This window comes from Duganella sp. LjRoot269, from assembly GCF_964254095.1.
Classification (GTDB): Bacteria; Pseudomonadota; Gammaproteobacteria; order Burkholderiales; family Burkholderiaceae_D; genus Rugamonas; species Rugamonas hordei.
In genome coordinates, this window is the sequence record NZ_CAXUSL020000001.1 from 2,758,107 (window position 1) to 2,780,330 (window position 22,224).

Below are 22,224 nucleotides of genomic sequence, written 5' to 3' on the forward strand. Positions count from 1 at the left end.
CTTATCTGGCTTGCTTTATACCATGCTTTGATCGTATTCCCAAGAATTGACCCGGACGGACCTGCCCGCACACGGTAAAATACGGCCTTCTAATATTCTGTTCGGAATGCTCATGCCAAGGCCGATAGTCGCTACCATTCACGTCGATTCCATCAAGCACAACCTGGCAGTGGCCAAGCAGCGCTCGCCCGGCGCCAAGGCGTGGGGCGTGCTCAAGGCCAACGGCTACGGCCATGGCCTGGAACGCGCCATGCGCGGCCTGGCCGAGGCCGACGGCCTGGCGCTGGTCGAGTTCGACAACGCGGTGCGCCTGCGCGAAATGGGCTGGAAAAAGCCCATCCTCTTATTGGAGGGATTCTTCGGTCCGGCGGATTTGAAGACCATGGCCGGCTACGACCTGCAGTCCGCCGTGCATTGCAACGAGCAGCTGGAGTGGCTGGAAGCGGCGCAGGAAAGCCTGAGCGCGCGCGGCATCAAATTTGACCTGCATCTGAAAATGAACACCGGCATGAACCGTCTCGGCTTCATGCCGGACGCCTACGCCGCCGCCCATGCGCGCCTGAGCGCGATTTCCTGCGCCGGCAGCATCACGCTGATGACCCATTTCGCCAACGCCGACGACGTCGACCATCCGCTGATGCCGATCACCGAGCAGATCCGCCGCTTCGAGCTGGGCGCGGCCGGCTTGCCGGGCTTGCGCAGCCTGTCGAACTCGGCCGGCGTGCTGCTGCATCACGATACCTTGCGTAACGACTGGGTGCGTCCCGGCATCATGCTGTACGGCGGTACGCCGGGCGGCGGCACCGCCGAGGAGTTCGGCCTGCAGCCGGCGATGACCTTGAGCAGCGAACTGATCGGCATCCAGGACATCGCCGCCGGCGACGCGGTCGGCTACGGCAGCCGCTTCCAAGCCGAGGGGCCGATGCGCATCGGCGTGGTGGCCTGCGGTTATGCGGACGGCTATCCGCGCCACGCGCCGCTGGGCACGCCGGTGCTGGTCGACGGCGTCAAGACGCGCCTGGCGGGCCGGGTGTCGATGGACATGCTGACCGTCGACCTGACCGGCCTGCCGTCGGCGCGCGTGGGCAGCAAGGTCACGCTGTGGGGCCGGGGCTTGCCGATCGACGACGTGGCCGAATCGGCCGGCACCATCGGCTACGAGCTGATGTGCGCGCTGGCGCAGCGCGTGCCGGTGGTCGAGGGCTGAGGAGAGGATTCAATACGTGGCCAAGCCCAAGACCAACTATACCTGCAGCGAATGCGGCGGCACCGCCACCAAGTGGACCGGCCAGTGCTCGTCCTGCCAGCAGTGGAACACGATGGTGGAAACCGTCATCGAGGCGGGCGGCAACAACCGCTATTCGCAGCCGCAGCATCTGTCGCTGGCGCAGACGGCGCCGGTGCTGTCGCTGGCCGACATCGACGCCATCGACGTGCCGCGCTTCGGCACCGGCATCGAGGAATTCGACCGCGTGCTGGGCGGCGGCCTGGTGTCCGGCGGCGTGGTGCTGATCGGCGGCGACCCCGGCATCGGCAAGTCGACCCTGCTGCTGCAAGCGCTGGCCAACGTCTCCCACCTGAAAAAAGTGCTGTATGTCAGCGGCGAGGAATCCGGCGCCCAGATCGCGTTGCGCGCCAAGCGGCTGAACATCGACGCGCGCGACCTGAAATTGCAGGCTGAAATCCAGCTGGAAAAAATCCTCGGCACGCTGGCCGACCTGAAGCCGGAAGTGGCGGTCATCGATTCGATCCAGACCGTGTATTCGGACGCGCTGAGTTCGGCGCCCGGGTCGGTGGCGCAGGTGCGCGAATGCGCGGCGCAGCTGACGCGGGTGGCCAAGCAGACCGGCATCACCATCATCCTGGTCGGCCACGTGACCAAGGAAGGCGCGCTGGCCGGGCCGCGCGTGCTCGAGCACATCGTCGACACGGTGCTGTATTTCGAGGGCGACAACCATTCGAGCTTCCGCCTGGTGCGGGCGATCAAGAACCGTTTCGGCGCGGTCAACGAGCTGGGCGTGTTCGCGATGACCGAGAAGGGCTTGAAGGGCGTGTCCAATCCGTCGGCGCTGTTCCTGTCGCAGCATGACAACCAGGTGCCGGGTTCCTGCGTGATGGTGACGCAGGAGGGTACCCGGCCTTTATTGGTGGAAATCCAGGCGCTGGTCGACGCTAGCCACCTGCCTAACGCGCGCCGTTTGTCGGTCGGTCTGGAGCAAAATAGGCTGGCGATGTTGCTGGCGGTATTGCACCGTCACGCGGGTATCGCGGCGTTCGACCAGGACGTGTTCATCAATGCCGTGGGCGGCGTCAAGATCACCGAACCGGCGGCCGACCTGGCGGTATTATTAGCGATTAATTCGTCGATGCGCAGCAAGCCCTTGCCGCGCGGATTCGTGGTGTTCGGCGAGGTCGGCCTGGCGGGCGAGATCCGGCCGGCGCCGCGCGGACAGGAGCGCCTGCGCGAGGCGGCCAAGCTGGGCTTCTCGATGGCGATGATACCGACCGCGAACGCGCCCAAGCAGCCGATCGAGGGCATGACCATCATCGCTGTTGATCGTATCGATGATGCCTTCAATAAGCTGCGCGAAATCCAATAACGTTGTATTGTTACGGGTTGTAATCGGTAATACTGAATAACAAGTAATAAAGGACAGGATAGTGTTAGTTGATCAAAGATCGATGGCGCGCAAGATCGTGCGCGCCAAGGTAGTCTTGGCGATGGATGGCATGCCGCCCCAGCAGGGCAGGACGATCGATATCAGCTCCAACGGACTCTCGCTCACGTTCGACCACAAGCTGGCCGTCGGGCACATGGGCCAGGTATCGTTTGAATTGTTCATCGACGGCAAGGCGCAGATTTTGAGCAGCCGTTCCAAGGTGAGCTACTGTATTTTCAGCGGCGACCATTTCAAGATCGGCCTGCAGTTCCTCAATCCGGACGCGGCCACCACCACCGCCGTCAATAAATTCCTTCGCTAGGCCCGACGTAGCGGGCCCTCGGGCGTATCGGGTGGTTGGCCTGCACCTGTTCCAGTGCATGCGCCAGCCAGCCGACGCAGCGTCCCAGCGCAAACAGGATGAAGGGCGCGTCGTCCGGCAGTTGGTGTGCCGCGGCGAGCAGCGTCAGCGCAAAGTCGATGTTCGGCAGTTCGCCCGCCTGCGCTTCTGCCGCGGCGGCGAGGGCTGCATACGGTTCCATTTTCGGTAATAAATTCAACAGGGTACGCGCGCGCGCGTCGCCTTCCGGATACAGCGGATGGCCGAACGCGGGCAGCGGCCGGCCGCTTGCCAGCCATTGCCCGATGGCTGTTTCGGCGCCATGCAGCTTGGCGGCGGCGGTGAGCCGGCCGAATTCCGCCGAGGCGCCGCCGTGCAGCGGGCCGGTCAGCGTGGTGAAGCCGGCCAGCACGCCGGCGGCCAGCGAGGCGCCGGTGGAGATGGCCACCCGCAAGGCGAAGGTCGAGGCGTTCAGTTCATGGTCAGCCATCAGCACCAGCGCGCGGCGGATCATGTCTTCGGCGTCGGGACGTTGCCAGGCTTGCGCCAGGCGCCGGCTGATGGTGCACGCCCCGGCCGTCGGCGGACCGGCCATCGCCTGCGTCAGCGTGGCCAGCACGCAGGCGGCCTCGGCGCGCAAGTCGGCGGCGGGACGGCCCAGTGTAGGCGGATCGCCGGCGCTGCGCAGCGCAAGGGCGAGCAGGCCGGCGCCCAGCGCGCTGTCGGTCACGATTGGTGCGGCGGAATCGGCCAGCGGCAGCGACGGCGGCTGACCGGGCTCGGATTGCCACAGCAGCATGGCGATATCTTCCAGCGTGGCGGTGACCGACAGTTCTGCGGCGTCCTGGCCGCGATAGAAGAGGCGGCCGTTGTGCACGGTGGAAATGGCGGAGGGCAGCACCGGGTCGCCCCATTGCATGGCCTGCGCGGAGACGACGTCGATCTTGCGGCGGCCGTTGCTGCGCTGGGCCATGCGCGCGATATCGTCGCGGTGGTAGAGGCTGCGGCGCGGATCGGCATCGTCGGTCTTGGCGCGTATCTTGCCACGGCTGACGTTGGCGTACAGCGTTTGCGGGCGGACATTCAATACCTTCAAGGCTTCCGCCGCTGTCATCCACACCATTGCAGATTTCCTATGTTGACACTTCAAGTCAAGATTGACGCCCCCTGCGGGCAGTCCTAAGCTGGGACAGCATATCAATTCCCGGAGCGCTCATGTCTAAAATGTTAGAGGCTGTCTGGTCGTCGCTGGCGTTGCCGCCGTCGGCGCTGCAGGCGGTCGATTTTACCGGCGAAGGCGCGTTGCCTTCATGTTACGCGGTGACGGACCTGGCGGCGGCGTCGGTGGGCGCGGCGGCGCTGGCGGTGCGCGAGCTGATCGCGGCGCAGGGCGGGCGGCCGGCGCGCGTGCGGGTGGACCGGCGGCTGGCGTCGTTATGGTTCAGTTGGTCCATCCATCCGGTGGGCTGGGAGCGGCCGCCGTTGTGGGACGCGGTGGCGGGCGACTACGCCACCGCAGACGGCTGGATACGCTTGCATACCAACGCGGTGCATCATCGGGATGCGGCGCTGGCGGTGCTGGGCGTTGCCGTCGACAGGGACGCCGTGACGCGGGCGGTGGCGCGCTGGCGCGGCGCCGAACTGGAGGCGGCCGTGGTGGCGCAGGGCGGCTGCGCGGCCGTGATGCGGTCAAGCGCGGAATGGGCGGAGCACGAGCAGGGCAGGGCGGTGGCCGCCGAACCGCTGATCGCGCTGGCCACCGCGCCGGGCAGCTTCAATGCCGGCTGGGCGGGGACGCCGTCGCGGCCGCTGGCGGGGCTGAAGGTGCTGGACTTGACGCGGGTATTGGCGGGGCCGGTGGCGACGCGCTTCCTGGCCGGCTACGGGGCCGACGTGCTGCGCATCGATCCGCCGGGCTGGAGCGAGCCGGGCGTGATACCGGAGGTGACCTTGGGCAAGCGTTGTGCGCGGCTGGATCTTCGTTCGGAAGACGACAGGGCGATATTTTCCGGATTGCTGGCGCAGGCGGATGTGCTGGTGCATGGCTATCGCCCGGCGGCTTTGGAGCGGCTGGGATTCGACGAGGATGTGCGCCGGCGCTTGAATCCGGGGCTGATCGACGTGGCGCTGGATGCGTATGGCTGGACCGGGCCGCTGGCCGGACGGCGCGGCTTCGACAGCCTGGTGCAGATGAGCGCGGGAATCGCGGACCGGGGCATGCACTGGCAGGGGGCTGCAAAGCCGGTGCCGCTGCCGGTGCAGGCGCTGGATCATGCGACCGGCTACCTGATTGCCGCGGCGGTGGTGCGCGGGCTTTTGCACCGGCTTGCCGATGGAAACGTCGCGACCGCCCGCTTGTCGCTGGCGAGGACGGCGTTGCTGTTGGCGCAGATGTCGCCGGATGGCGGCGTGGACGCGGGCGCGTTGGCGCCGGCGAGCGATGCCGATCTGGCGCCGGCGCTGGAGCAGACCACGTGGGGGGCAGCGCGCCGCTACTGGCCGCCGGTGGCGATCGACGGTGCGCCCATGGCCTGGGACCGGCCGGCCAGCGCACTTGGCTCGGCGCCGCCCAATTGGTAGTAAAGCGGAGGTTCCAAAGCAGAAGTGCAAATCCCGTTCTGTTCGCCGCTTTGAAAATCCGCCGATGTTGCATACTACCTAACCAAACTCGGCGGAACGGACCATGGCCACCTCCAGCATCAGCAGCACCACGAACACCGCCAATTCGGCGATATCGACCGACGTCTACAACCGCGTCCAGCAGACGATGGCGTCGCAGAACAGCGCCGCCACCAAGCTGAACACGACGCTGAAGAACGACCAGACCAAGCTGTCGGCGCTGGGCCAGCTGCAAAGCGCGCTGGCCAGCTTCCAGTCGGTCGCGGCCAGCCTGAGCGGCAGCGGCCTGAGCACCAGCGCCGCCAGTTCGGTCAAGAGCGTGTTGACGGCCAGCTCCACCGGCACCGCCAAGGCCGGCACCTATGCGGTGGACGTCAAGCAGCTGGCGCAGGGCCAGTTCCTGACCAGCGACGCCTTCCCCGCGTCCGACAGCAAGATCGGCAGCGGCGCCGCCACCACGGTCAAGATCGACTTCGGCACGGCCGGCGGCGACAAGGGCTTCGTCATCAACGGCACGGCGAGCAGCAAATCGATCACCATCGACAGCAGCAACAATACGCTGGACGGCATCGCCGCCGCGTTCAAGGCGGCCGGCGTGGACGTCAAGGTGGTCAAGGGCGACGACGGCAAGTTCTCGCTGGCGATCGCCGGCCAGAGCGGCGCCGCCAACAGCATGCGCATCAGCGTCAGCGGCGACGCGGCGCTGAAGGGCATGCTGGCCTTCGACCCCGACGGCAAGCAGGAACTCAAGCAGACCAGCGCCGCGATGGATGCCATCCTGACCGTCGACGGCAAGGACGTCACCAGCCCCAGCAACACGCTGGACAAGGACAAGGCCATCGCCGGCGCCACGCTGACCCTGACCGCCACCGGCAAGACCGACGTCACCATCACCCAGGACGCGAGCCAGATCGGCGCCAACCTGAAATCCTTCGTCAGCGCCTACAACGACCTGAACAAGAAGCTGCAGGCGCTGCAAAAGGGCGAACTGAAGTCCGACACGGCGATGGGGCAGGTCACCAGCCAGTTCAACCTGCTGCTGAAAACCGGCGGCGGCAGCGTCTCGATTTCGGCGCTGAACGCGGCAGGCGTCACCCAGGACAGCAGCGGCAACCTGGTGGTCGACGACAAGAAACTGCAGGCCGCGCTGACGGCCGATTCGTCGGCGGTCGGCAAGCTGTTCACCAACAACGGCAAGGGCATCGCCGACCTGATGGCCGCCAAGGCCGGCGCGCTGACCTCGGACAGCAGCGTCATCAGCAAGGAGGCCAGCCTGGTCAGCCGGGACATCACCAACATCAACAACAAGCGCACCGTGCTGACCAAGGCGCTGACGGCGCAGGCCACCGCGCTGGCGGCGCTGTACACGGCGCAGGCGCAAACCGGCGCCGGCAGCGCGTTGAACGGGGCTGCGGGCAGTTCCGGCAGCTTGTTCGACATGCTGGGTTGACCGCAACGACCTATTTTTAACGAATTCCTTGCATCGAAACTGGCTATGCCCGATCATCACGGCTTGTGAATGATTCCACTTTCGGAGGTGCTATGGCAGGGAAGTTCGTTGGTGCGGCGCTGTTGGCGGCGGGTTTGATGGCCGGTGCGGTGCAGGCGCAAGAGGAAAAAGTCCTCAATATCTACAACTGGTCGGACTATATCGCCGACGATACCGTTAAGAATTTTGAAAAAGAAACCGGTATCAAGGTCCGTTATGACCTGTTTGATAACAACGAAATCCTGAACTCCAAGCTGGTGGCCGGCAAATCCGGCTACGACATCGTGGTGCCGACCGCCCAGTGGGCGCGGTTGCAGATCGACGGCAAGCTGCTGCGCAAGCTGGACAAGTCCAAGCTGACCAACCTGAAGAACATGGACCCGGCCATCCAGGCCAAGCTGGCCAATATCGACCCGGGCAACGACTACCTGGTCGACTGGCTGTGGGGCTATACCACGGTCGGCATCAACGTCAACAAGGTCAAGGCCGCGCTGGGCGCCATGCCGATGCCGGACAATGCCTGGGAGCTGATCTTCAATCCGAAATACGCGTCCAAGCTGAAATCGTGCGGCGTTTCCTTCCTCGACTCGCCGTCGGAAGTGCTGCCGGCCGCGCTGATCTACCTGGGCAAGCCTGCCTACTCGAAAAACGCCGCCGACTACACCGAGGCCGGCAAGATGCTGCAGGCGATCCGTCCCTACGTCACGTTGTTCAGCTCGTCCGGCTATATCAACGACATGGCCAACGGCGCCGTCTGCGTGGCGCTGGGCTGGTCGGGCGACATCAACATCGCCCGCCAGCGCGCCATCGACGCCAAGAACGGCAACGTGATCGAAGTGCTGATACCGAAGACCTCGGCCGCGCTGGTGTTCGACACGATGGCGATCCCGGCCGACGCGCCGCACCCGAACAACGCCCATTTGTGGATCAACTACATCATGCGGCCGGAAGTGCACGCCAGCCTGACCAACAAGGTGTTCTATGCCAACCCGAACACGGCCAGCCTGAAGTTCGTGCGCAAGGATATCGCCAGCAACAAGACGGTGTTCCTGTCCGAGGCCGACAAGCAGCGCATGGCGGCGCCGGAAGCGGTGCCGGCCGACATCCGCCGCAACATCACGCGCGTCTATACGAAGTTTAAAACGGCAATGTAAACGATGATCGGCGCGAGTGGCGGGTCTTGAAGGACACGCCGCTGGCGCCGAAAAGGCTTCAATGAAGCTGCTGCTACTCGTGGTAGCGGTCGTTCAGTTTGTGCTTGCTGCCGCGCATTTCCTCCACCAGTTCGTACACAACCAAGGCAATCATTCCTCCGAAGATGCCCATAGTGAGCAAGGTAAACATCGCATCCTCCCTCAAGTTGATACGATTAAACTTTAGCAGATGGTTGCCGCTTTACAAGCTCTGCGTTGCGATTTCTCCCGTTTATTTCACCACCAGGTCGGCAGCCATCACCGCCTTCAGGTAGACGCTCATCGCATTGCCGGGGTCGCGCTGGGAAAACCACCAGGCGCTGGCCTTGCGGATGTCCCATTCCAGGTCGTCGCCGGTCAGCAACAGCGAGGCCACCTGGCCCAGCGTCGGCTGGTGGCCGACCACCAGCACCGAATCCTTGTTGCCCGGCCAGTTGGCCGCCTTGAGGATGTCGGCCGGATCGGCGCCGGGCGCCAGGTCGGTGTGCATTTTGAATTTGCGGCCCAGCGCCTCCACCGTCTGCAAGGTGCGCACGGCCGGGCTGGCCAGGATGCGGCAACTGTCGGGCAGCTGGGAATCGAGCCACTGGCCCATGCGGCGCGCCTGTTTCTGGCCCTTGACGGTCAGCGCGCGTTCCAGATCGGACATGCCGGGCGCCATCTCTTCCGCCTCGGCGTGCCGCCACAAAATGAGATCCATGTTTTTCTCCTGACTGACATTTGAAAAAAGATCCCCACGGCGCGCCTCCCGGCCCGCCGCCACCTTATTGTTATTCTCCCAAATGGCCTTGGGCCGTGCCCAGCGTGTCCATCAAGTGCTGCTGCGCGCTGTAATGAACCTGCTTGCCGCGCGGCTTGCGGCGCTGGTAGTGGCCGTCCGGTTCCAGCTCCCACGCGTTCATGTTGTCCTTCAGATAAGGATTCAATCCCTCCGCCAGCACCCGCCGCTTGAGCGCCTTGTCCAGGACGGGGAAGGCGACTTCGATGCGGCGGAACAGGTTGCGGCTCATCCAGTCCGCGCTGGCCAGCATCACGTCGTGCGCCAGGTCGTTGCGGAAATAGTAAATCCGGCTGTGTTCCAGGAAGCGGCCGATGATGGAGCGCACGCGGATATTCTCCGACAGCCCCGGCACGCCTGGCTTCAGCGTGCAGGCGCCGCGCACGATCAGGTCGATCTTGACGCCGTCCTTGGACGCCGCGTACAGCGCGCGTATCACCGACTCATCCACTAGTGCATTTATTTTAACAATAATCCGTCCCGGACGTCCGGCGCGCGCGATACGCGCTTCGTTGCGGATGGACTTGATGATTTCGTTCTGCAGCGCGAACGGCGCCAGCCACAAATGCGTCAGCCGGTGCGGCTTGGTCAGGCTGGTCAGGTGGATGAACACCTCGTTGACTTCCTGGCTGATGCCCGGATGGCAGGTCAGCAGGCCGAAATCGGTGTAGAACTTGGTGGTGGTCGGGTGATAGTTGCCGGTGCCGAGGTGGGCGTAGAAGCGCAGCTTGTTGTCCTCGCGGCGTATCACCAGCGCCACCTTGGCGTGCGTCTTCAGGCCGACCACGCCGTACACCACCTGGGCGCCGGCCTGTTCCAGCTTGTCGGCCCAGTTGATGTTGGCCTCCTCGTCGAAGCGTGCCTTCAGCTCGACGATGACGGTCACTTCCTTGCCCGAGCGCGCCGCCAGGATCAGCGATTCCATCAGGTCCGAGTTCATGCCGGTGCGGTAGATGGTCTGCTTGATGGCCACCACGGCCGGATCCATCGCCGCGCTGCGGATGAAGTCGATCACCGTCTGGAAGGTCTGGTAGGGGTGGTGCAGCAGGATATCGTTTTCACGCAGCGCCGCGAAAATGTCCGGGCTGCCCGGCTTTTGCGCGATGCCGGGGATGAAAGGCGGGAAGCGCAGCGTCGGGTTGTCGACGTGGTCCATGATCTCGGTCAGGCGCACCAGGTTGACCGGGCCGTTGACGGCGTACAGCCGGCTCTGGTGCAGGCCGAACTGGTCGAGCAGGAATTGCGACAGTTCCGGCGGGCAGTTCTTGGCCACTTCCAGCCGCACCGAGGTGCCGAACTGGCGGCCCTGCAACTCGCCCTTCAAGGCCTGGCGCAGGTTCTTGACCTCGTCCTCGTCGACCCATAGGTCGGAGTCGCGGGTGACGCGGAACTGCGAATAGGCAATCACCTCGCGGCCGGCGAACAGGTCCGAGATGTGCGCGTGGATGATGGACGACAGCAGGCAGAACGACACGCCGCCGCTCTTCGACAAATGGTCGGGCAGGCGGATCACGCGCGGCAGCACGCGCGGCGCCTTGACGATGGCGATCGCGGTGCCGCGGCCGAACGCGTCCTTGCCGGACAGCGAGACGATGAAATTGAGGCTCTTGTTGACCACTTGCGGGAACGGGTGGGCCGGATCCAGGCCGATCGGCGTCAGCAGCGGCCGCACCTCGGTGTCGAAGTATTCCTTGACCCAGGCGCGCTGCGCATCGTTGCGCTCGTTGTGGCGCACCAGGTGCACGCCGTTGGCGGCCAGCTGCGGCAGCACTTCCTGGTTGAGGATTTCATATTGGTGGGTCACCAGCGCGTGGCATTCATTGCTGATGCGCGACAGCGTGGCCACCAGGGCGGGGTGGTTGGACATCGAGCCGTCGACGCTGCCGGCCGCCAGCAGGCTGGCCACGCGCACTTCGAAGAATTCGTCCAGGTTGCTGCTGGCGATGCACAGGTAGCGCAGCCGCTCGAGCAAGGGAATGCTCTTGTCTTCCGCTTGCGCCAGCACGCGCCGGTTGAACATCAGTTGCGACAGCTCCCGGTCCAGGAAGGCGGAATTCTTGTTTACGTCAGCATGCAAGTCAGGCTTCATGTCTTTTTGTTCACTTTGCAGTTAATCTCATTCTATCCTGAACGCGGAAGGATGATGCAACAGTGTAAAGAAGAAATATGACAAGTCCGTGACAAAGGCTGTCATAAATGACCGTTCGGTTACGCCAATTATGACAGGAAGGGCGTAACATATGCGGGCACCATGGCCTGTTCTCATAGGGAAGCACTGCGCAAATCGAGTCAAAATAATATTTTTTACAGATTCGGTGGATGTCATAAACCTGTCATATTCGGGCGGTAGACTGCGCAGCATCCTAACCTGTCATAACAAAGGACTTGAAATGCGACTCAAACAATTGTTCTCCTCCCTGGTAGTAGGCGTATCTGCCGTTATGGCATTCTCGTCCGCCGCCCACGCCGCCGATATGACCGGCGCCGGCGCCACCTTCCCATATCCTATCTACGCCAAATGGGCTGAAGCTTACAAAGCCAGCACCGGCAACGGCCTGAACTATCAGTCCGTCGGTTCGGGCGCGGGTATCAAGCAGATCAAGGCCAAGACCGTCGATTTCGGCGCCTCCGACATGCCGCTGAAAGCGGAAGAACTGGACGCCGAAGGCCTGATGCAATTCCCGGCCATCATGGGCGGCGTTGTGACCGTGGTCAACCTGGACGGCATCACCCCCGGCCAGCTGAAGCTGACCGGCCCGGTTGTCGCCGACATCTACCTGGGCAAGATCACCAAGTGGAATGACGCCGCGATCACCGCGCTGAACCCAGGCGTGAAGCTGTCGGGCGAAGACATCACCGTGGTGCACCGCGCCGACGGTTCGGGCACGTCCTTCCTGTTCACCGACTTCCTGTCGAAAACCAATGCCGAGTTCAAGACCAAGATCGGTTCCGGTACCGCCGTCAAGTGGGCCGTCGGCGTCGGTGGCAAGGGTAACGAAGGCGTCGCCGCCAACGTGCAGCGCATCAAGGGTTCGATCGGCTACGTCGAGTGGGCTTATGCCAAGAAAAACAAGATGGCGCACACCCAGCTGAAAAACAAGGACGGCAACTTCCTGCAGCCTGACGACGACTTCTTCAAAGCCGCCGCCGCTTCGGCCGAGTGGACCAAGACCCCGGGCTTCGGCGTGGTGCTGACCGACCAGGCCGGCAAGAACTCGTGGCCGATCACCGGCGTGTCGTTCATCCTGATGCACAAAGCCCAGGCTGACGCAGCCAAAGGCAAGGAAGTCGTCAAGTTCTTCGACTGGGCCTTCAAGAACGGCGGCGCCGCTGCCACCGAACTGGACTACGTGCCGCTGCCGGCATCGGTTGTCAAGCTGGTACAGGATTCCTGGAAAGCCAACCTGAAAGACGCTTCGGGCAAGGCGATCTACTAATCCGGACCGTCCCTTCGCCGCGGCGCAGCAGCAAGCGCGGCGGCGAGGGGGTTAGCCTGCGCCTCCCGACCGGGAGCCGCAGGCTAGCTTACATCCACGAGACAATAATATGAGCGCCGATATCACTTCCACGTCTATGAATAAACCGGAACCCGCCTTGGCCACCCACACTTCCGCCGCGATCACCGCCGCGGAACAGGCCGCAATGCAGGCCATGCACCGCACCATGCGCAACCAGCGCATCCAGGACTTCTTCTTCCACAAAACCACGATGCTGTTCGCGCTGTCCGTGCTGGCGGTGCTGTCGGGCATCATCGTCACGCTGGTCATCGGCGCCTGGCCGGCGTTCAAGGAATTCGGCCCGGCCTTCATCACCACCGTCGAGTGGGATCCGGTCAACGACAAGTACGGCGCGCTGATCGCCATCGTCGGCACCCTGGCCACGTCCGGCATCGCGCTGCTGATCGCCTTCCCGGTCAGCTTCGGCATCGCGCTGTTCCTGACCGAGATCTGCCCGGCCGGCCTGCGCCGCCCGCTGGGCACGGCGGTCGAGCTGCTGGCCGGCGTGCCGTCCATCATCTACGGCATGTGGGGCCTGTTCGTGTTCGCGCCGCTGTTCGGCGATTACGTGCAGCCGCTGCTGAAGAACACCCTGGGCCACCTGCCCATCATCGGCCAGTTCTTCAGCGGCCCGACCATGGGCATCGGCATCCTGACCGCCGCGCTGATCCTGGCCGTGATGATCATCCCCTTCATCTCGTCGGTGATGCGCGACGTGTTCGAGATCGTGCCGGCCGTGCTGAAGGAATCGGCCTACGGCCTGGGCTGCACCCGCTGGGAAGTGGTGCGCAAGATCGTGCTGCCTTACACCAAGACCGGCGTGGTCGGCGGCGTCATGCTGGGACTGGGCCGCGCGCTGGGCGAAACCATGGCCGTGACCTTCGTCATCGGCAACGCCAACAAGCTGTCGTGGTCGCTGTTTGCGGCGGGCAACTCGATCGCCTCGACCCTGGCCAACGAATTCGCCGAGTCCGACACCGTGCTGCACACGTCCTCGCTGTTCGCGCTGGCACTGATCCTGTTCGTGATCACCTTTATCGTTCTGTCCGCCGCCAAGCTGATGCTGGCCGGCATGTCTCGCAAGGAAGGCGTCAAATAATGAACCAAGTCATGAACCCTGTCTACCGCAAGCGCCTGCTGACGCACCGCATCGGCATCGCGCTGTCGGTCGGCGCGATGTCGATCGGCCTGCTGGTGCTGGCGTGGATCCTGGTCACGCTGGCGATCAAGGGCTTCGGCGCGCTCAGCGTCAACCTGTTCACGCAAACCACGCCGGCCCCCGGCAGCGAAGGCGGCGGCCTGGCCAACGCCATCGTCGGCTCGCTGATGATCGTCGGCCTGTCGACCGCGATCAGCACGCCGATCGGCATCCTGGCCGGCATCTACCTGGCCGAATACGGCGAGGAGAACAAGGTCGCGGCCATCACCCGCTTCGTCACCGACATCATGCTGTCGGCGCCGTCGATCGTGGTCGGCATGTTCGTCTGGGCCATGTACGTGGCCACCGCCAAGCACTATTCCGGCTACGCCGGTTCGCTGGCGCTGGCTTTGATCGCGATTCCGGTGGTGGTGCGCACCACCGACAACATGCTGCGCCTGGTGCCCAACAGCCTGCTCGAAGCGGCCTTCGCGCTCGGCGCGCCGCGCTGGAAGGTGGCGATGATGGTGCGCCTGCGCGCCGTCAAGGCCGGCGTGATCACCGGCGTGCTGCTGGCCGTGGCCCGCATCTCCGGCGAGACCGCGCCGCTGCTGTTCACCGCGCTCAACAACCAGTTCTTCAGCGCCGACATGAACGCGCCGATGGCCAACCTGCCGGTGGTGATCTACGGCTTCGCCATGAGCCCGTACGACAACTGGCGCGAGCTGGCCTGGGGCGGCGCGCTGTTGGTGACCTTCAGCGTGTTGGCGCTGAATATCATCTCGCGCACCCTGTTCAGCCAGAAAATCCCGAATTAATTGAATAAAGCGATCAATCATGAATACGCAACTGAGCCCAGAAAATGTCATCGCCATGAACGGCAAACGCAAAACCATCGAGATCTCCGGCCTGAACTTCTTCTACGGTAAGACCCAGAGCCTGACCAACGTCAACCTGGACATCCACGAGAAGCAGGTCACCGCCTTCATCGGCCCGTCCGGCTGCGGCAAGTCGACGCTGCTGCGCACCTTGAACCGCATGTACGACCTGTATCCGGGCCAGCGCGCCGAGGGTTCGATCATGTACCGCGGCCGCAACATCCTCGAGGACGGCCAGGACGTCAACATGCTGCGCGCCAAGGTCGGCATGGTGTTCCAGAAGCCGACGCCGTTCCCGATGTCGATCTACGACAACATCGCCTTCGGCGTGCGCCTGTATGAAGACCTGTCGAAAGGCGAGATGGACGAGCGCGTCGAATGGGCGCTGAAGAAGGCAGCGCTGTGGGGCGAGGTCAAGGACAAGCTGACCAAGAGCGGCCTGTCGCTGTCGGGCGGCCAGCAGCAGCGCCTGTGCATCGCGCGCGGCGTCGCGGTCAAGCCGGACGTGCTGCTGCTCGATGAGCCGACCTCGGCGCTGGATCCGATCTCGACCTCGAAGGTGGAAGAGCTGATCAGCGAACTGAAGCAGGACTACACCATCGCCATCGTCACCCACAACATGCAGCAGGCGGCGCGCTGCTCGGACTACACCGCCTATATGTACCTGGGCGAATTGGTGGAGTTCGGCGAGACCGACCAGATCTTCATGAATCCGGCGCGCAAAGAGACGCAGGACTACATCACCGGTCGCTTCGGCTGATCGAACTTATAATAGCAAATCGACTACGGAGAGCAGCATGATCGGTGAACATTCATCCAAGCAGTACGACAACGAATTGGAAGCCATCCGCAGCAAGGTGCTGCTGATGGGCGGCATCGTCGAGACCCAGTTCCTCGACGCCATGACCTGCTTCCGCATCGGCAATCCCGAGCGCGCCGACCGCGTGATGCGCGAGGACGACGCCGTCAACCAGCTGGAAGTGTCGCTGGACGACGCCTGCAGCCACCTGATCGTGCGCCGCCAGCCGGCCGCCAACGACCTGCGCACCATCATGGCCACGATCAAGGTGATCACCGACCTCGAGCGCATCGGCGACGAGGCGACCAAGATCGCCCGCACCGCCAAGGCGCTGCATTCGCGCGGCGCGGTCACCGTCAACCACTATGAAATGGTGCGCGGCATCGCCAACAACACCAGCGACATGCTGCACGACGCGCTGGACGCGTTTGCCCGCAACGACGGCAAGCAGGCGCTGCAGCTGATCGCCCAGGACGCCGTCATCGACCACGAGTTCCGTTCGATCATGCGCAACCTGATCACCTTCATGATGGAAGATCCGCGCACCATCTCGGCCGCGCTGGACACGCTGTGGGTGGCCAAGGCCATCGAGCGCATCGGCGACCACGCCAAGAACATCGCCGAATACGTCATCTACGTCGTCGAAGGCAAGGATATCCGCCACACCAAGCCGGCACATGTGCTGGACGACGTACCCGAGCAAGCTGAATAACGAGAATCATGGCATCTGATAAAACCACAGTACTGATAGTAGAAGATGAACCGGCGATCGTCGAGCTGGTGACGTTTTCGCTGCGCGAGGCGGGCTGGAACTGCTGCGCCGTGCAAAGCGTGGGCGAGGCCTGGGACTTCATCCAGACCCGCACGCCGCAGCTGATTTTGCTCGACTGGATGCTGCCGGACCAGACCGGCCTGCGTCTGCTGGCGCGCATCCGTTCGGACCGCCAGTTCAATGAAATCCCGGTCATCATGCTGACCGCCAAGAGCATGGAAGAAGACAAGCTGGCCGGCCTGAACAGCGGCGCCGACGACTACGTCACCAAGCCGTTCTCGCCGCGCGAGCTGCTGGCCCGCGCCAAGGCGCTGCTGCGCCGCAAGAGCCCGGAGCACGCGCAGGCGACCATGCGCGCCGCCAACGTCATGCTGGACCCGGTCAGCTGCACCGTCTCGATGGACGAGCAGAAGATCGACATCGGCCATGCCGAGTACAAGCTGTTGAAGTTCCTGCTGGCGCATCCGGAGCGCGTGTTCTCGCGCAGCCAGCTGCTGGACAAGGTGTGGGGCGACCATGTGGTGATCGAGGAACGCACGGTCGACGTCCATGTGCTGCGCCTGCGCAAGGCCTTGAAGGAGGCCGAGCATCTGATCAAGACGGTACGTAGCGTAGGCTACATGCTGTCGGAGAAATAATGAATCCAAAACTGGTGTTCTGGGTGCCGGCGGCATTGCGCACCGCGATTATCCTGGCGGGGTGCGCGACGCTGGGCTGGATGTTCGGCTGGATCAACGGCCTGGTGGTGGCGCTGATCGCCATGATGGTGCTGGTGTTCGTGCAGCTGTCGTACCTGTACCAGTTGAGCAATTGGATGGACGACCCGCAGAGCGCCAAGCTGCCGGACGGCTGGGGCGCGTGGACCAACATCTTCTCGCGCCTGTACCGCATGCGCCGCGACGATGAAAAAAACCAGGCCGAGCTGACCGAATGGCTGGCGCGCTTCCGCCAGGCCATGCATCTGCTGCCGGACGGCGTGGTCATCATGGACGACGTGCTGTTCCTCGAATGGTGCAACCCGGCCGCCGAGAAGCACCTGGGCCTGACGCACGAGCGCGACAAGGGCATGCGCGTGACCAACCTGGTGCGCAGCCCGGATTTCATGGATTACATCATCCTCGGCCGCTACGAGCAGCCGCTGACGATCAGCTTCCGCGAGCGCAAGCTGATCGTGCATATCATTCCATTTGAAAACCGCCGCCAGATCCTGGTGACGCACGACGCCACCGAGAGCGAGCGCATCGAAGAGATGCGGCGCGACTTCATCGCCAACGCTTCGCACGAGCTGCGCACGCCGCTGACGGTGATCGTCGGCTTCCTGGAGATCGCCGCGTCCGAAGGGCTGGACGTGGCCACCCGCTCGGCGCACCTGAAGCTGATGACGGAGCAGGGCCACCGCATGCAGCACCTGATCGAGGACATGCTGACCCTGTCGCGGCTGGAGTCGGTCGATTATCCGATGCGGCCGGAGCAGGTCGACATGGCCAAGCTGATGGAGCAGGTGTTGCGCGACGCGCGCGCGCTGTCGGCCGGCAAGCACGAGATCACCATGTCGGTCAACGGGCCGGACATCATGGGCAGCTACGAGGAACTGCACAGCGCCTTCGGCAACCTGGCCTCGAACGCGGTGCGCTACACGCCGGCGGGCGGCAAGATCCAGCTGGTGTGGAAAGAGGTCGAGAACGGTGGCGTCAAGTTCATGGTGGAGGATACCGGCATCGGCATCAGCCCGGAACACATCTCGCGCCTGACCGAGCGCTTCTACCGCGTCGACAAGAGCCGTTCGCGCGAGACGCAGGGGACAGGCCTGGGCCTGGCGATCGTCAAGCACGTGCTGCTGCGCCACGGTTCCACGCTGCAGATCAAGTCGGAAGCGGGCAAGGGCAGCACGTTCATCGTCTGCCTGCCGAAGACGGCGGTGGTGCAGCGGCAGCCCGAATTGTTGTTGAATTAATCCTTGAACCACTGGGCCAGCGTCTGCCTGGCCTTTTGAACGTGCTCATCCTTGATGTGCGCCGCCACCGCCGCGGCCGCGGCGATGAGCACGCCCAGATCGTCGGTATAGCCCACCACCGGCAACAGGTCCGGGATGGCGTCGATGGGCGAGATGAAATAGCCCAGCGCGCCGTAGATGGTGGCTTTCGCCCACCTCGGCGTATCCGGATCGATGGCCGAGTAATACATCTTCAACGCCTGCTCCAGCACACCTTTCCCCGCCGCCTTCGCGTAAGTCTTGGTTTTGCGCCAGAAGCCGTCATCGGAATATTGCGCTGAGAAATCAGTATTGGCCACGACGCTCTCCAGAATCTTTACTGTCGACCCAGTATATCAGGATCGCTCATTGAGGCATTTCAGTGAAAACCGGAACCTGCAATACGGTTCCTCCATTTCTGTCTCTCAACAGTTGCTCATATAGGTCAGGCGCGCTTTTCATTAACTGATCAAGCGCAGCTACAGCGGCGTGTAGCGCGTCGGACTTCTGCTCAGCTTTGATCTTCTCGATCGCCTTGACTGCTTCCGCCAATTGAGCGACCACGTCAGGATCTGGCTTCCTCTTTTCAACCAGTGCAAGAGCAATATCGTTTAACCAGCCGATTTGCCTGCCGTAGCTTGCGACTTCTGCGACAACGCGGTCTTCTATAGTTGCGTCTCCCGCGAAGTTAAATGTGAGCTCGGGCGAAAACCATGGTGAGTTTATCCGTTGCTTGACGTCGCCTGCAAAAGGGAATTTGAAGAACCAGAATGGATCGAACACGGTGGCCATGAATCCTCCAGAGAATTGGCGTATCGGCGCAGCTTAGCGGGCGACAAACGGGTAAGTGAAGCCAATGAAGTGTACGGTGTTCAGTACGATGTGAATCAGGATCGGCGCTTCGATGCGCTGGGTGGCCTGGTAGGCGTAGGCATAGCCCAGCCCGGCGATAGTGGCGAGCAGGGCGTAGGCGGGGCCGCCGGCCAGGTGGGCGGCGCCGAACAGCAGCGCGGAGCAGATCACGGCGATCCACGGGCCGTAGCGGAAGCGCGCCAACGATGCGGCGAGGCGGGCTTGCAGGAAGCCGCGGAAGAACGCCTCTTCGGCGACGACGGTGAAGAACAGGTTCACCGCGATAAATTGCAGCGTGACGGATGGCAGCTTGAAGTCTGGATGGACGAACCCGACGCCCACGGCGAAGGCCATCACCGCGGCGACCGTGACCAGCAGAATCGGCCAGGTCTTCTTCAGCACGCCGCCCAGCTCCGCCCAACTGCGTACGCGGCTGCAGATGAACGCCAGCAGTATCAAGCCTACCGCGCCCTTGTCGAAGTTGGCGTATTGCGTGAACGGTGCGGCGCCCGGCGAGAACACGGCGCCGGCGATCACCACCGGGTTGCTGAACCCGGGCAGCTTGTGGATGGCCAGCGCAAACGCCAGTAGCCCGGCGACGATGCCCGAAATAATCCGCACATATTTCTGCGAACCGGTGGCCGTCAGCCAAGCGACAGCGCCAAACAAGGCCAGGGCGACGATTGCCGGCGCTTGCAGCACGCCCGCGATCCAGCCGCACAGCAGTGCCAGCACGAACAAGCCCGCCCAAGGCGCGACAGCGGCTTGGGCGGCGAACGAGACAGGCTTGAGCCATACGGCGCCGATAGCCAGCGCGAGAACGATGAAAGTCAGCAGGGTGATTGTCGGCATGATTTGAAGGAAATGGTTAAATTTCCTTCAATAGTATCATCCAGTCAAGGTCAGAACTTGTAGCTGAAGCCGGTCATCAGCATCGGCGTGGTCTTGCGTTTGGTCAGCGGGCTGTCGGCGGCGTCGCCGGACAGCTGGGTGACGCCGACCGCGCTGTGCGCCGACCAGTTCTTGTCGATCACGTGGTTCCAGCTCACGGCGGCCGTCAGGTTTTCGAAGCCCGCCTTGGCGGTGTAAGCCTTGAACGCGGTGCGCGAGGCTTGCGCCGCCGTCACGCCGTGGTAGGTCTGCATATATTTGTCGTCGCCGTACACGGACGACAGGCCCAGGCCCACCTGGTCGCTGGCGGTGCTGTACAGCGGCACGCTGGCGCCGATGGCGTAGGTCGCGCCGTGTTCGCGGTGCGCCAGGTTCTGCTTGGTGCTCAGGCTCAGGCCGACGGTGCCGACCTGGTAGCTGACGCCCAGCACGGCCTGCACGGCGCCGTCGATATCGCCCATGCCTTTCAAGGCGTCCGAGCCGTAGAAGGCGTTCTTCTTGTGGTCGGCACGGCCGCCGCCGTAGGTCAGCGCGGCGCTCAGGCCGAAGCCTTCCAGCGTGGTCTGGAAGCCCACGCCGCGTGTGCTGCTGATGAAGGCGCCGTTGTCGAAGGTGCGTTCGAAGATGGGCAGCGGCACGACACGGGTTTTGTCGCTGCCGGAATATTCCGGCACATAGGCCACGCCCAGGCCCAGCGACAGGCTGTCGCCCTTGCCAGGAGTGGTTTGCGGCGACGAGGAATCCTGCAGGTCAAGCGCGTCAGCGCGGCAGTAGCCGCTGACGGCGCAAAGGGAGGCGAGGGCGAAGGTGATGGCGAGGCGCATGGCGTGGTCCAGTTCAGAGGGTAGGTCGGGTGCCCGCCGGCGCGTCATTGCCCGGCGATAACGGAGCGCAGTGTCTCAACATTTAGCGTCCGCCGCTATCGCCTTGTCTGAAGTATCATTTGCTGAATACTTTGGTACCGCGTGGCGGTGCCCGACTTCCGGAGCCCTTATGTCGTTGACCCTTTACTACCATCCGCTGGCCTCGTTCTGCCACAAGGTGCTGATCGCGCTGTACGAAAACGGCGTCGCGTTCGACAAGCGCATCATCAACCTGGGCGAGGAGGCCGACCGCGCCGAGCTGGAGGCGATCTGGCCGCTATGTAAGTTCCCGGTGATACGCGACCACGAGCGCAAGCGCGACGTGCCGGAGACGTCGGTCATCATTGAATACCTGGATCGTTACTTTCCCGGTGCGCAGCCGATGATACCGGCCGACTGGGATGCGGCGCTGGACGTGCGCCTGTGGGACCGCTTCTTCGACAACTACGTGCAGGAGCCGATGCAGACCATCGTCACGGGCCACCTGACCGGCATGCAGTGCGACCAGACCAAGGAGCGCACCAAGCTGAAGACGGCTTACAAGATGATAGAAAAACGCATGGCCACGCGCAGCTGGATGTGCGGCGAGGCCTTCAGCATGGCCGATTGCGCGGCGGCGCCGGCGCTGTTCTACGCCGCCACGATCCTGCCGTTCCCGGAGGAGTACAGCCACCTCAACGACTATTTCGAGCGCCTGGTGACGCGGCCGTCCGTCCAGCGGGTGCTGGACGAATCGAAGCCGTATTTCGCGTTGTATCCGTTCGTCGACGATATCCCGGAACGCTTCCTGTAGCTTAGTTCTTGTTGCCGCTGCCGTCGGCGCTCTGCATCGACGCCGGCTGCGCCATCGACCCGCTCTGTGCCGCCACGTTGGCGAACTGGGCGGCTTGGTCCATGGTTTCCTTGGCTGCCGCTTTTTGCGCGCGTAATTGACGATCAGCCTGCTCCGCGGCTTTTTGCGTCACCACCTCGGCCAGCGCGGTCGCGGTGCGGGTGGTTTGCGGCACGTGCTGCTGCACCACGCTGTTGATATTGTTCTGGAACTCGCTGGCCACCTGGGTCAGTTGCTGCTGATAGGCCTGCAGTTTTTGCGCCACCGCTTCCGCCGACGGCGCGATTGCGGCCATGCCGCGCTCGGCCGATTGCGGCGTCAACAGTGCGGTGCGCAGCGCCTCAGTGGAATCCTGCAGCCAGGTGCGGCTGAACTGGGTATTCACTTCCGCAAGCTTGCGCATCGATTGCAGGGCGGCGGACGTCAGGTCGGTGTAGTAGTCGATACGTGCCTCGATGAGATTTTTTGCTGCCGGCGAAATGGTTTCCACAAACGAATTCATTTGGTACTCCTGGTTTGGATGGGGCCAAAGTATCGGTAGTCGAAAGGGCGCTCTGGCCAGTCGCCCGGAACGATATCTTCGCAGGTGCAGCAATTTTCTGGCACACCCGAGCTTATCGGCACTATTCGTTTTTAACCACCAACAAATCG

General features: G+C 63.4%; 22 protein-coding genes. 14 read left to right on the plus strand and 8 right to left on the minus strand.

Annotated elements, in window-relative coordinates; genetic code table 11:
* Nucleotides 1–112: 112 nt before the first annotated feature.
* From alr to ACSQ3S_RS12425, 3 genes are all read left to right on the plus strand, one after another.
* Nucleotides 113–1,207 carry an alanine racemase gene (alr, locus tag ACSQ3S_RS12415; RefSeq protein WP_436142554.1) on the plus strand — a complete coding sequence of 365 codons (1,095 nt, stop codon included), beginning with the start codon at nt 113–115 and terminating at the stop codon, nt 1,205–1,207.
* A gap of 16 nt (nt 1,208–1,223) precedes the next feature.
* Complete coding sequence (gene radA, locus ACSQ3S_RS12420) at nt 1,224–2,600, plus strand: DNA repair protein RadA (RefSeq protein WP_176653866.1); 1,377 nt, start codon at nt 1,224–1,226, stop codon at nt 2,598–2,600.
* A gap of 61 nt (nt 2,601–2,661) precedes the next feature.
* Nucleotides 2,662–2,982 (plus strand): PilZ domain-containing protein, encoded by a 321-nt coding sequence (locus ACSQ3S_RS12425; RefSeq protein WP_176653867.1) that lies wholly within the window; start codon nt 2,662–2,664, stop codon nt 2,980–2,982.
* Here ACSQ3S_RS12425 and ACSQ3S_RS12430 read toward each other — a convergent pair.
* Nucleotides 2,963–4,123, minus strand: a complete 1,161-nt coding sequence (locus ACSQ3S_RS12430; protein ID WP_436142555.1) for a citrate synthase family protein — start codon at nt 4,121–4,123, stop codon at nt 2,963–2,965. The two genes, ACSQ3S_RS12425 and ACSQ3S_RS12430, sit on opposite strands and share 20 nt — an antisense overlap.
* A gap of 92 nt (nt 4,124–4,215) precedes the next feature.
* On the opposite strand from ACSQ3S_RS12430, the gene ACSQ3S_RS12435 reads away from it, so the two are divergent.
* From ACSQ3S_RS12435 to ACSQ3S_RS12445, 3 genes are all read left to right on the plus strand, one after another.
* Complete coding sequence (locus tag ACSQ3S_RS12435) at nt 4,216–5,580, plus strand: CoA transferase (protein ID WP_436142556.1); 1,365 nt, start codon at nt 4,216–4,218, stop codon at nt 5,578–5,580.
* 103 nt (nt 5,581–5,683) lie between these two features.
* Nucleotides 5,684–7,069, plus strand: coding sequence for a flagellar filament capping protein FliD (gene fliD / locus ACSQ3S_RS12440; RefSeq protein ID WP_436142557.1), 1,386 nt, complete (start codon nt 5,684–5,686; stop codon nt 7,067–7,069).
* Between the two features lie 92 nt (nt 7,070–7,161).
* Complete coding sequence (locus ACSQ3S_RS12445) at nt 7,162–8,262, plus strand: polyamine ABC transporter substrate-binding protein (RefSeq protein ID WP_436142558.1); 1,101 nt, start codon at nt 7,162–7,164, stop codon at nt 8,260–8,262.
* A 271-nt stretch (nt 8,263–8,533) separates the two neighbouring features.
* Here ACSQ3S_RS12445 and sixA read toward each other — a convergent pair whose 3' ends face one another.
* On the minus strand, nt 8,534–9,001 hold the full coding sequence (sixA, locus tag ACSQ3S_RS12450; RefSeq protein WP_176653871.1) for a phosphohistidine phosphatase SixA: 468 nt from the start codon (nt 8,999–9,001) through the stop codon (nt 8,534–8,536).
* 70 nt (nt 9,002–9,071) lie between these two features.
* Nucleotides 9,072–11,168 (minus strand): polyphosphate kinase 1, encoded by a 2,097-nt coding sequence (gene ppk1 / locus ACSQ3S_RS12455; RefSeq protein WP_353402366.1) that lies wholly within the window; start codon nt 11,166–11,168, stop codon nt 9,072–9,074.
* A 301-nt stretch (nt 11,169–11,469) separates the two neighbouring features.
* Between ppk1 and pstS the strand changes: the two genes are divergently transcribed.
* From pstS to phoR, 7 genes are all read left to right on the plus strand, one after another.
* Nucleotides 11,470–12,516, plus strand: coding sequence for a phosphate ABC transporter substrate-binding protein PstS (pstS, locus tag ACSQ3S_RS12460; protein WP_176653873.1), 1,047 nt, complete (start codon nt 11,470–11,472; stop codon nt 12,514–12,516).
* 205 nt (nt 12,517–12,721) lie between these two features.
* A complete protein-coding gene (gene pstC, locus ACSQ3S_RS12465; RefSeq protein ID WP_353402642.1) occupies nt 12,722–13,675 on the plus strand; it encodes a phosphate ABC transporter permease subunit PstC in 954 nt (317 codons plus the stop codon).
* Nucleotides 13,675–14,532 (plus strand): phosphate ABC transporter permease PstA, encoded by an 858-nt coding sequence (pstA, locus tag ACSQ3S_RS12470; RefSeq protein WP_176653875.1) that lies wholly within the window; start codon nt 13,675–13,677, stop codon nt 14,530–14,532. Before pstC ends, pstA begins: the two co-directional genes overlap by 1 nt.
* A 19-nt stretch (nt 14,533–14,551) precedes the next feature.
* Nucleotides 14,552–15,352 carry a phosphate ABC transporter ATP-binding protein PstB gene (gene pstB, locus ACSQ3S_RS12475; RefSeq protein WP_176653876.1) on the plus strand — a complete coding sequence of 267 codons (801 nt, stop codon included), beginning with the start codon at nt 14,552–14,554 and terminating at the stop codon, nt 15,350–15,352.
* Nucleotides 15,353–15,389: 37 nt separating this feature from the next.
* Nucleotides 15,390–16,103, plus strand: a complete 714-nt coding sequence (gene phoU / locus ACSQ3S_RS12480; RefSeq protein ID WP_176653877.1) for a phosphate signaling complex protein PhoU — start codon at nt 15,390–15,392, stop codon at nt 16,101–16,103.
* A gap of 8 nt (nt 16,104–16,111) precedes the next feature.
* A complete protein-coding gene (locus ACSQ3S_RS12485; protein ID WP_090320876.1) occupies nt 16,112–16,801 on the plus strand; it encodes a response regulator in 690 nt (229 codons plus the stop codon).
* Nucleotides 16,801–18,117, plus strand: coding sequence for a phosphate regulon sensor histidine kinase PhoR (gene phoR / locus ACSQ3S_RS12490; protein ID WP_176653878.1), 1,317 nt, complete (start codon nt 16,801–16,803; stop codon nt 18,115–18,117). The genes ACSQ3S_RS12485 and phoR overlap by 1 nt, the downstream gene beginning before the upstream one ends.
* Here phoR and ACSQ3S_RS12495 read toward each other — a convergent pair.
* Genes ACSQ3S_RS12495 through ACSQ3S_RS12510 form a run of 4 tightly spaced genes read right to left on the minus strand, consistent with a single transcriptional unit; the run spans nt 18,114 to nt 20,702 of the window.
* Nucleotides 18,114–18,455 (minus strand): YkvA family protein, encoded by a 342-nt coding sequence (locus ACSQ3S_RS12495; RefSeq protein ID WP_436142559.1) that lies wholly within the window; start codon nt 18,453–18,455, stop codon nt 18,114–18,116. The genes phoR and ACSQ3S_RS12495 overlap by 4 nt on opposite strands.
* Before the next feature lie 46 nt (nt 18,456–18,501).
* Nucleotides 18,502–18,927: a hypothetical protein gene (locus ACSQ3S_RS12500; RefSeq protein ID WP_436142560.1), complete on the minus strand. Its 426-nt coding sequence runs from the start codon at nt 18,925–18,927 to the stop codon at nt 18,502–18,504.
* Nucleotides 18,928–18,960: 33 nt separating this feature from the next.
* Nucleotides 18,961–19,839, minus strand: coding sequence for a CPBP family intramembrane glutamic endopeptidase (locus tag ACSQ3S_RS12505; RefSeq protein WP_436142561.1), 879 nt, complete (start codon nt 19,837–19,839; stop codon nt 18,961–18,963).
* Between the two features lie 50 nt (nt 19,840–19,889).
* Nucleotides 19,890–20,702 (minus strand): MipA/OmpV family protein, encoded by an 813-nt coding sequence (locus tag ACSQ3S_RS12510; protein ID WP_436142562.1) that lies wholly within the window; start codon nt 20,700–20,702, stop codon nt 19,890–19,892.
* Between the two features lie 169 nt (nt 20,703–20,871).
* Here ACSQ3S_RS12510 and ACSQ3S_RS12515 point away from each other — a divergent pair, with 169 nt between their 5' ends.
* Nucleotides 20,872–21,534 carry a glutathione S-transferase family protein gene (locus ACSQ3S_RS12515; RefSeq protein ID WP_176653883.1) on the plus strand — a complete coding sequence of 221 codons (663 nt, stop codon included), beginning with the start codon at nt 20,872–20,874 and terminating at the stop codon, nt 21,532–21,534.
* Between the two features lies 1 nt (nt 21,535).
* Here ACSQ3S_RS12515 and ACSQ3S_RS12520 read toward each other — a convergent pair whose 3' ends face one another.
* On the minus strand, nt 21,536–22,075 hold the full coding sequence (locus tag ACSQ3S_RS12520; RefSeq protein WP_436142563.1) for a phasin family protein: 540 nt from the start codon (nt 22,073–22,075) through the stop codon (nt 21,536–21,538).
* Nucleotides 22,076–22,224 lie beyond the last annotated feature (149 nt).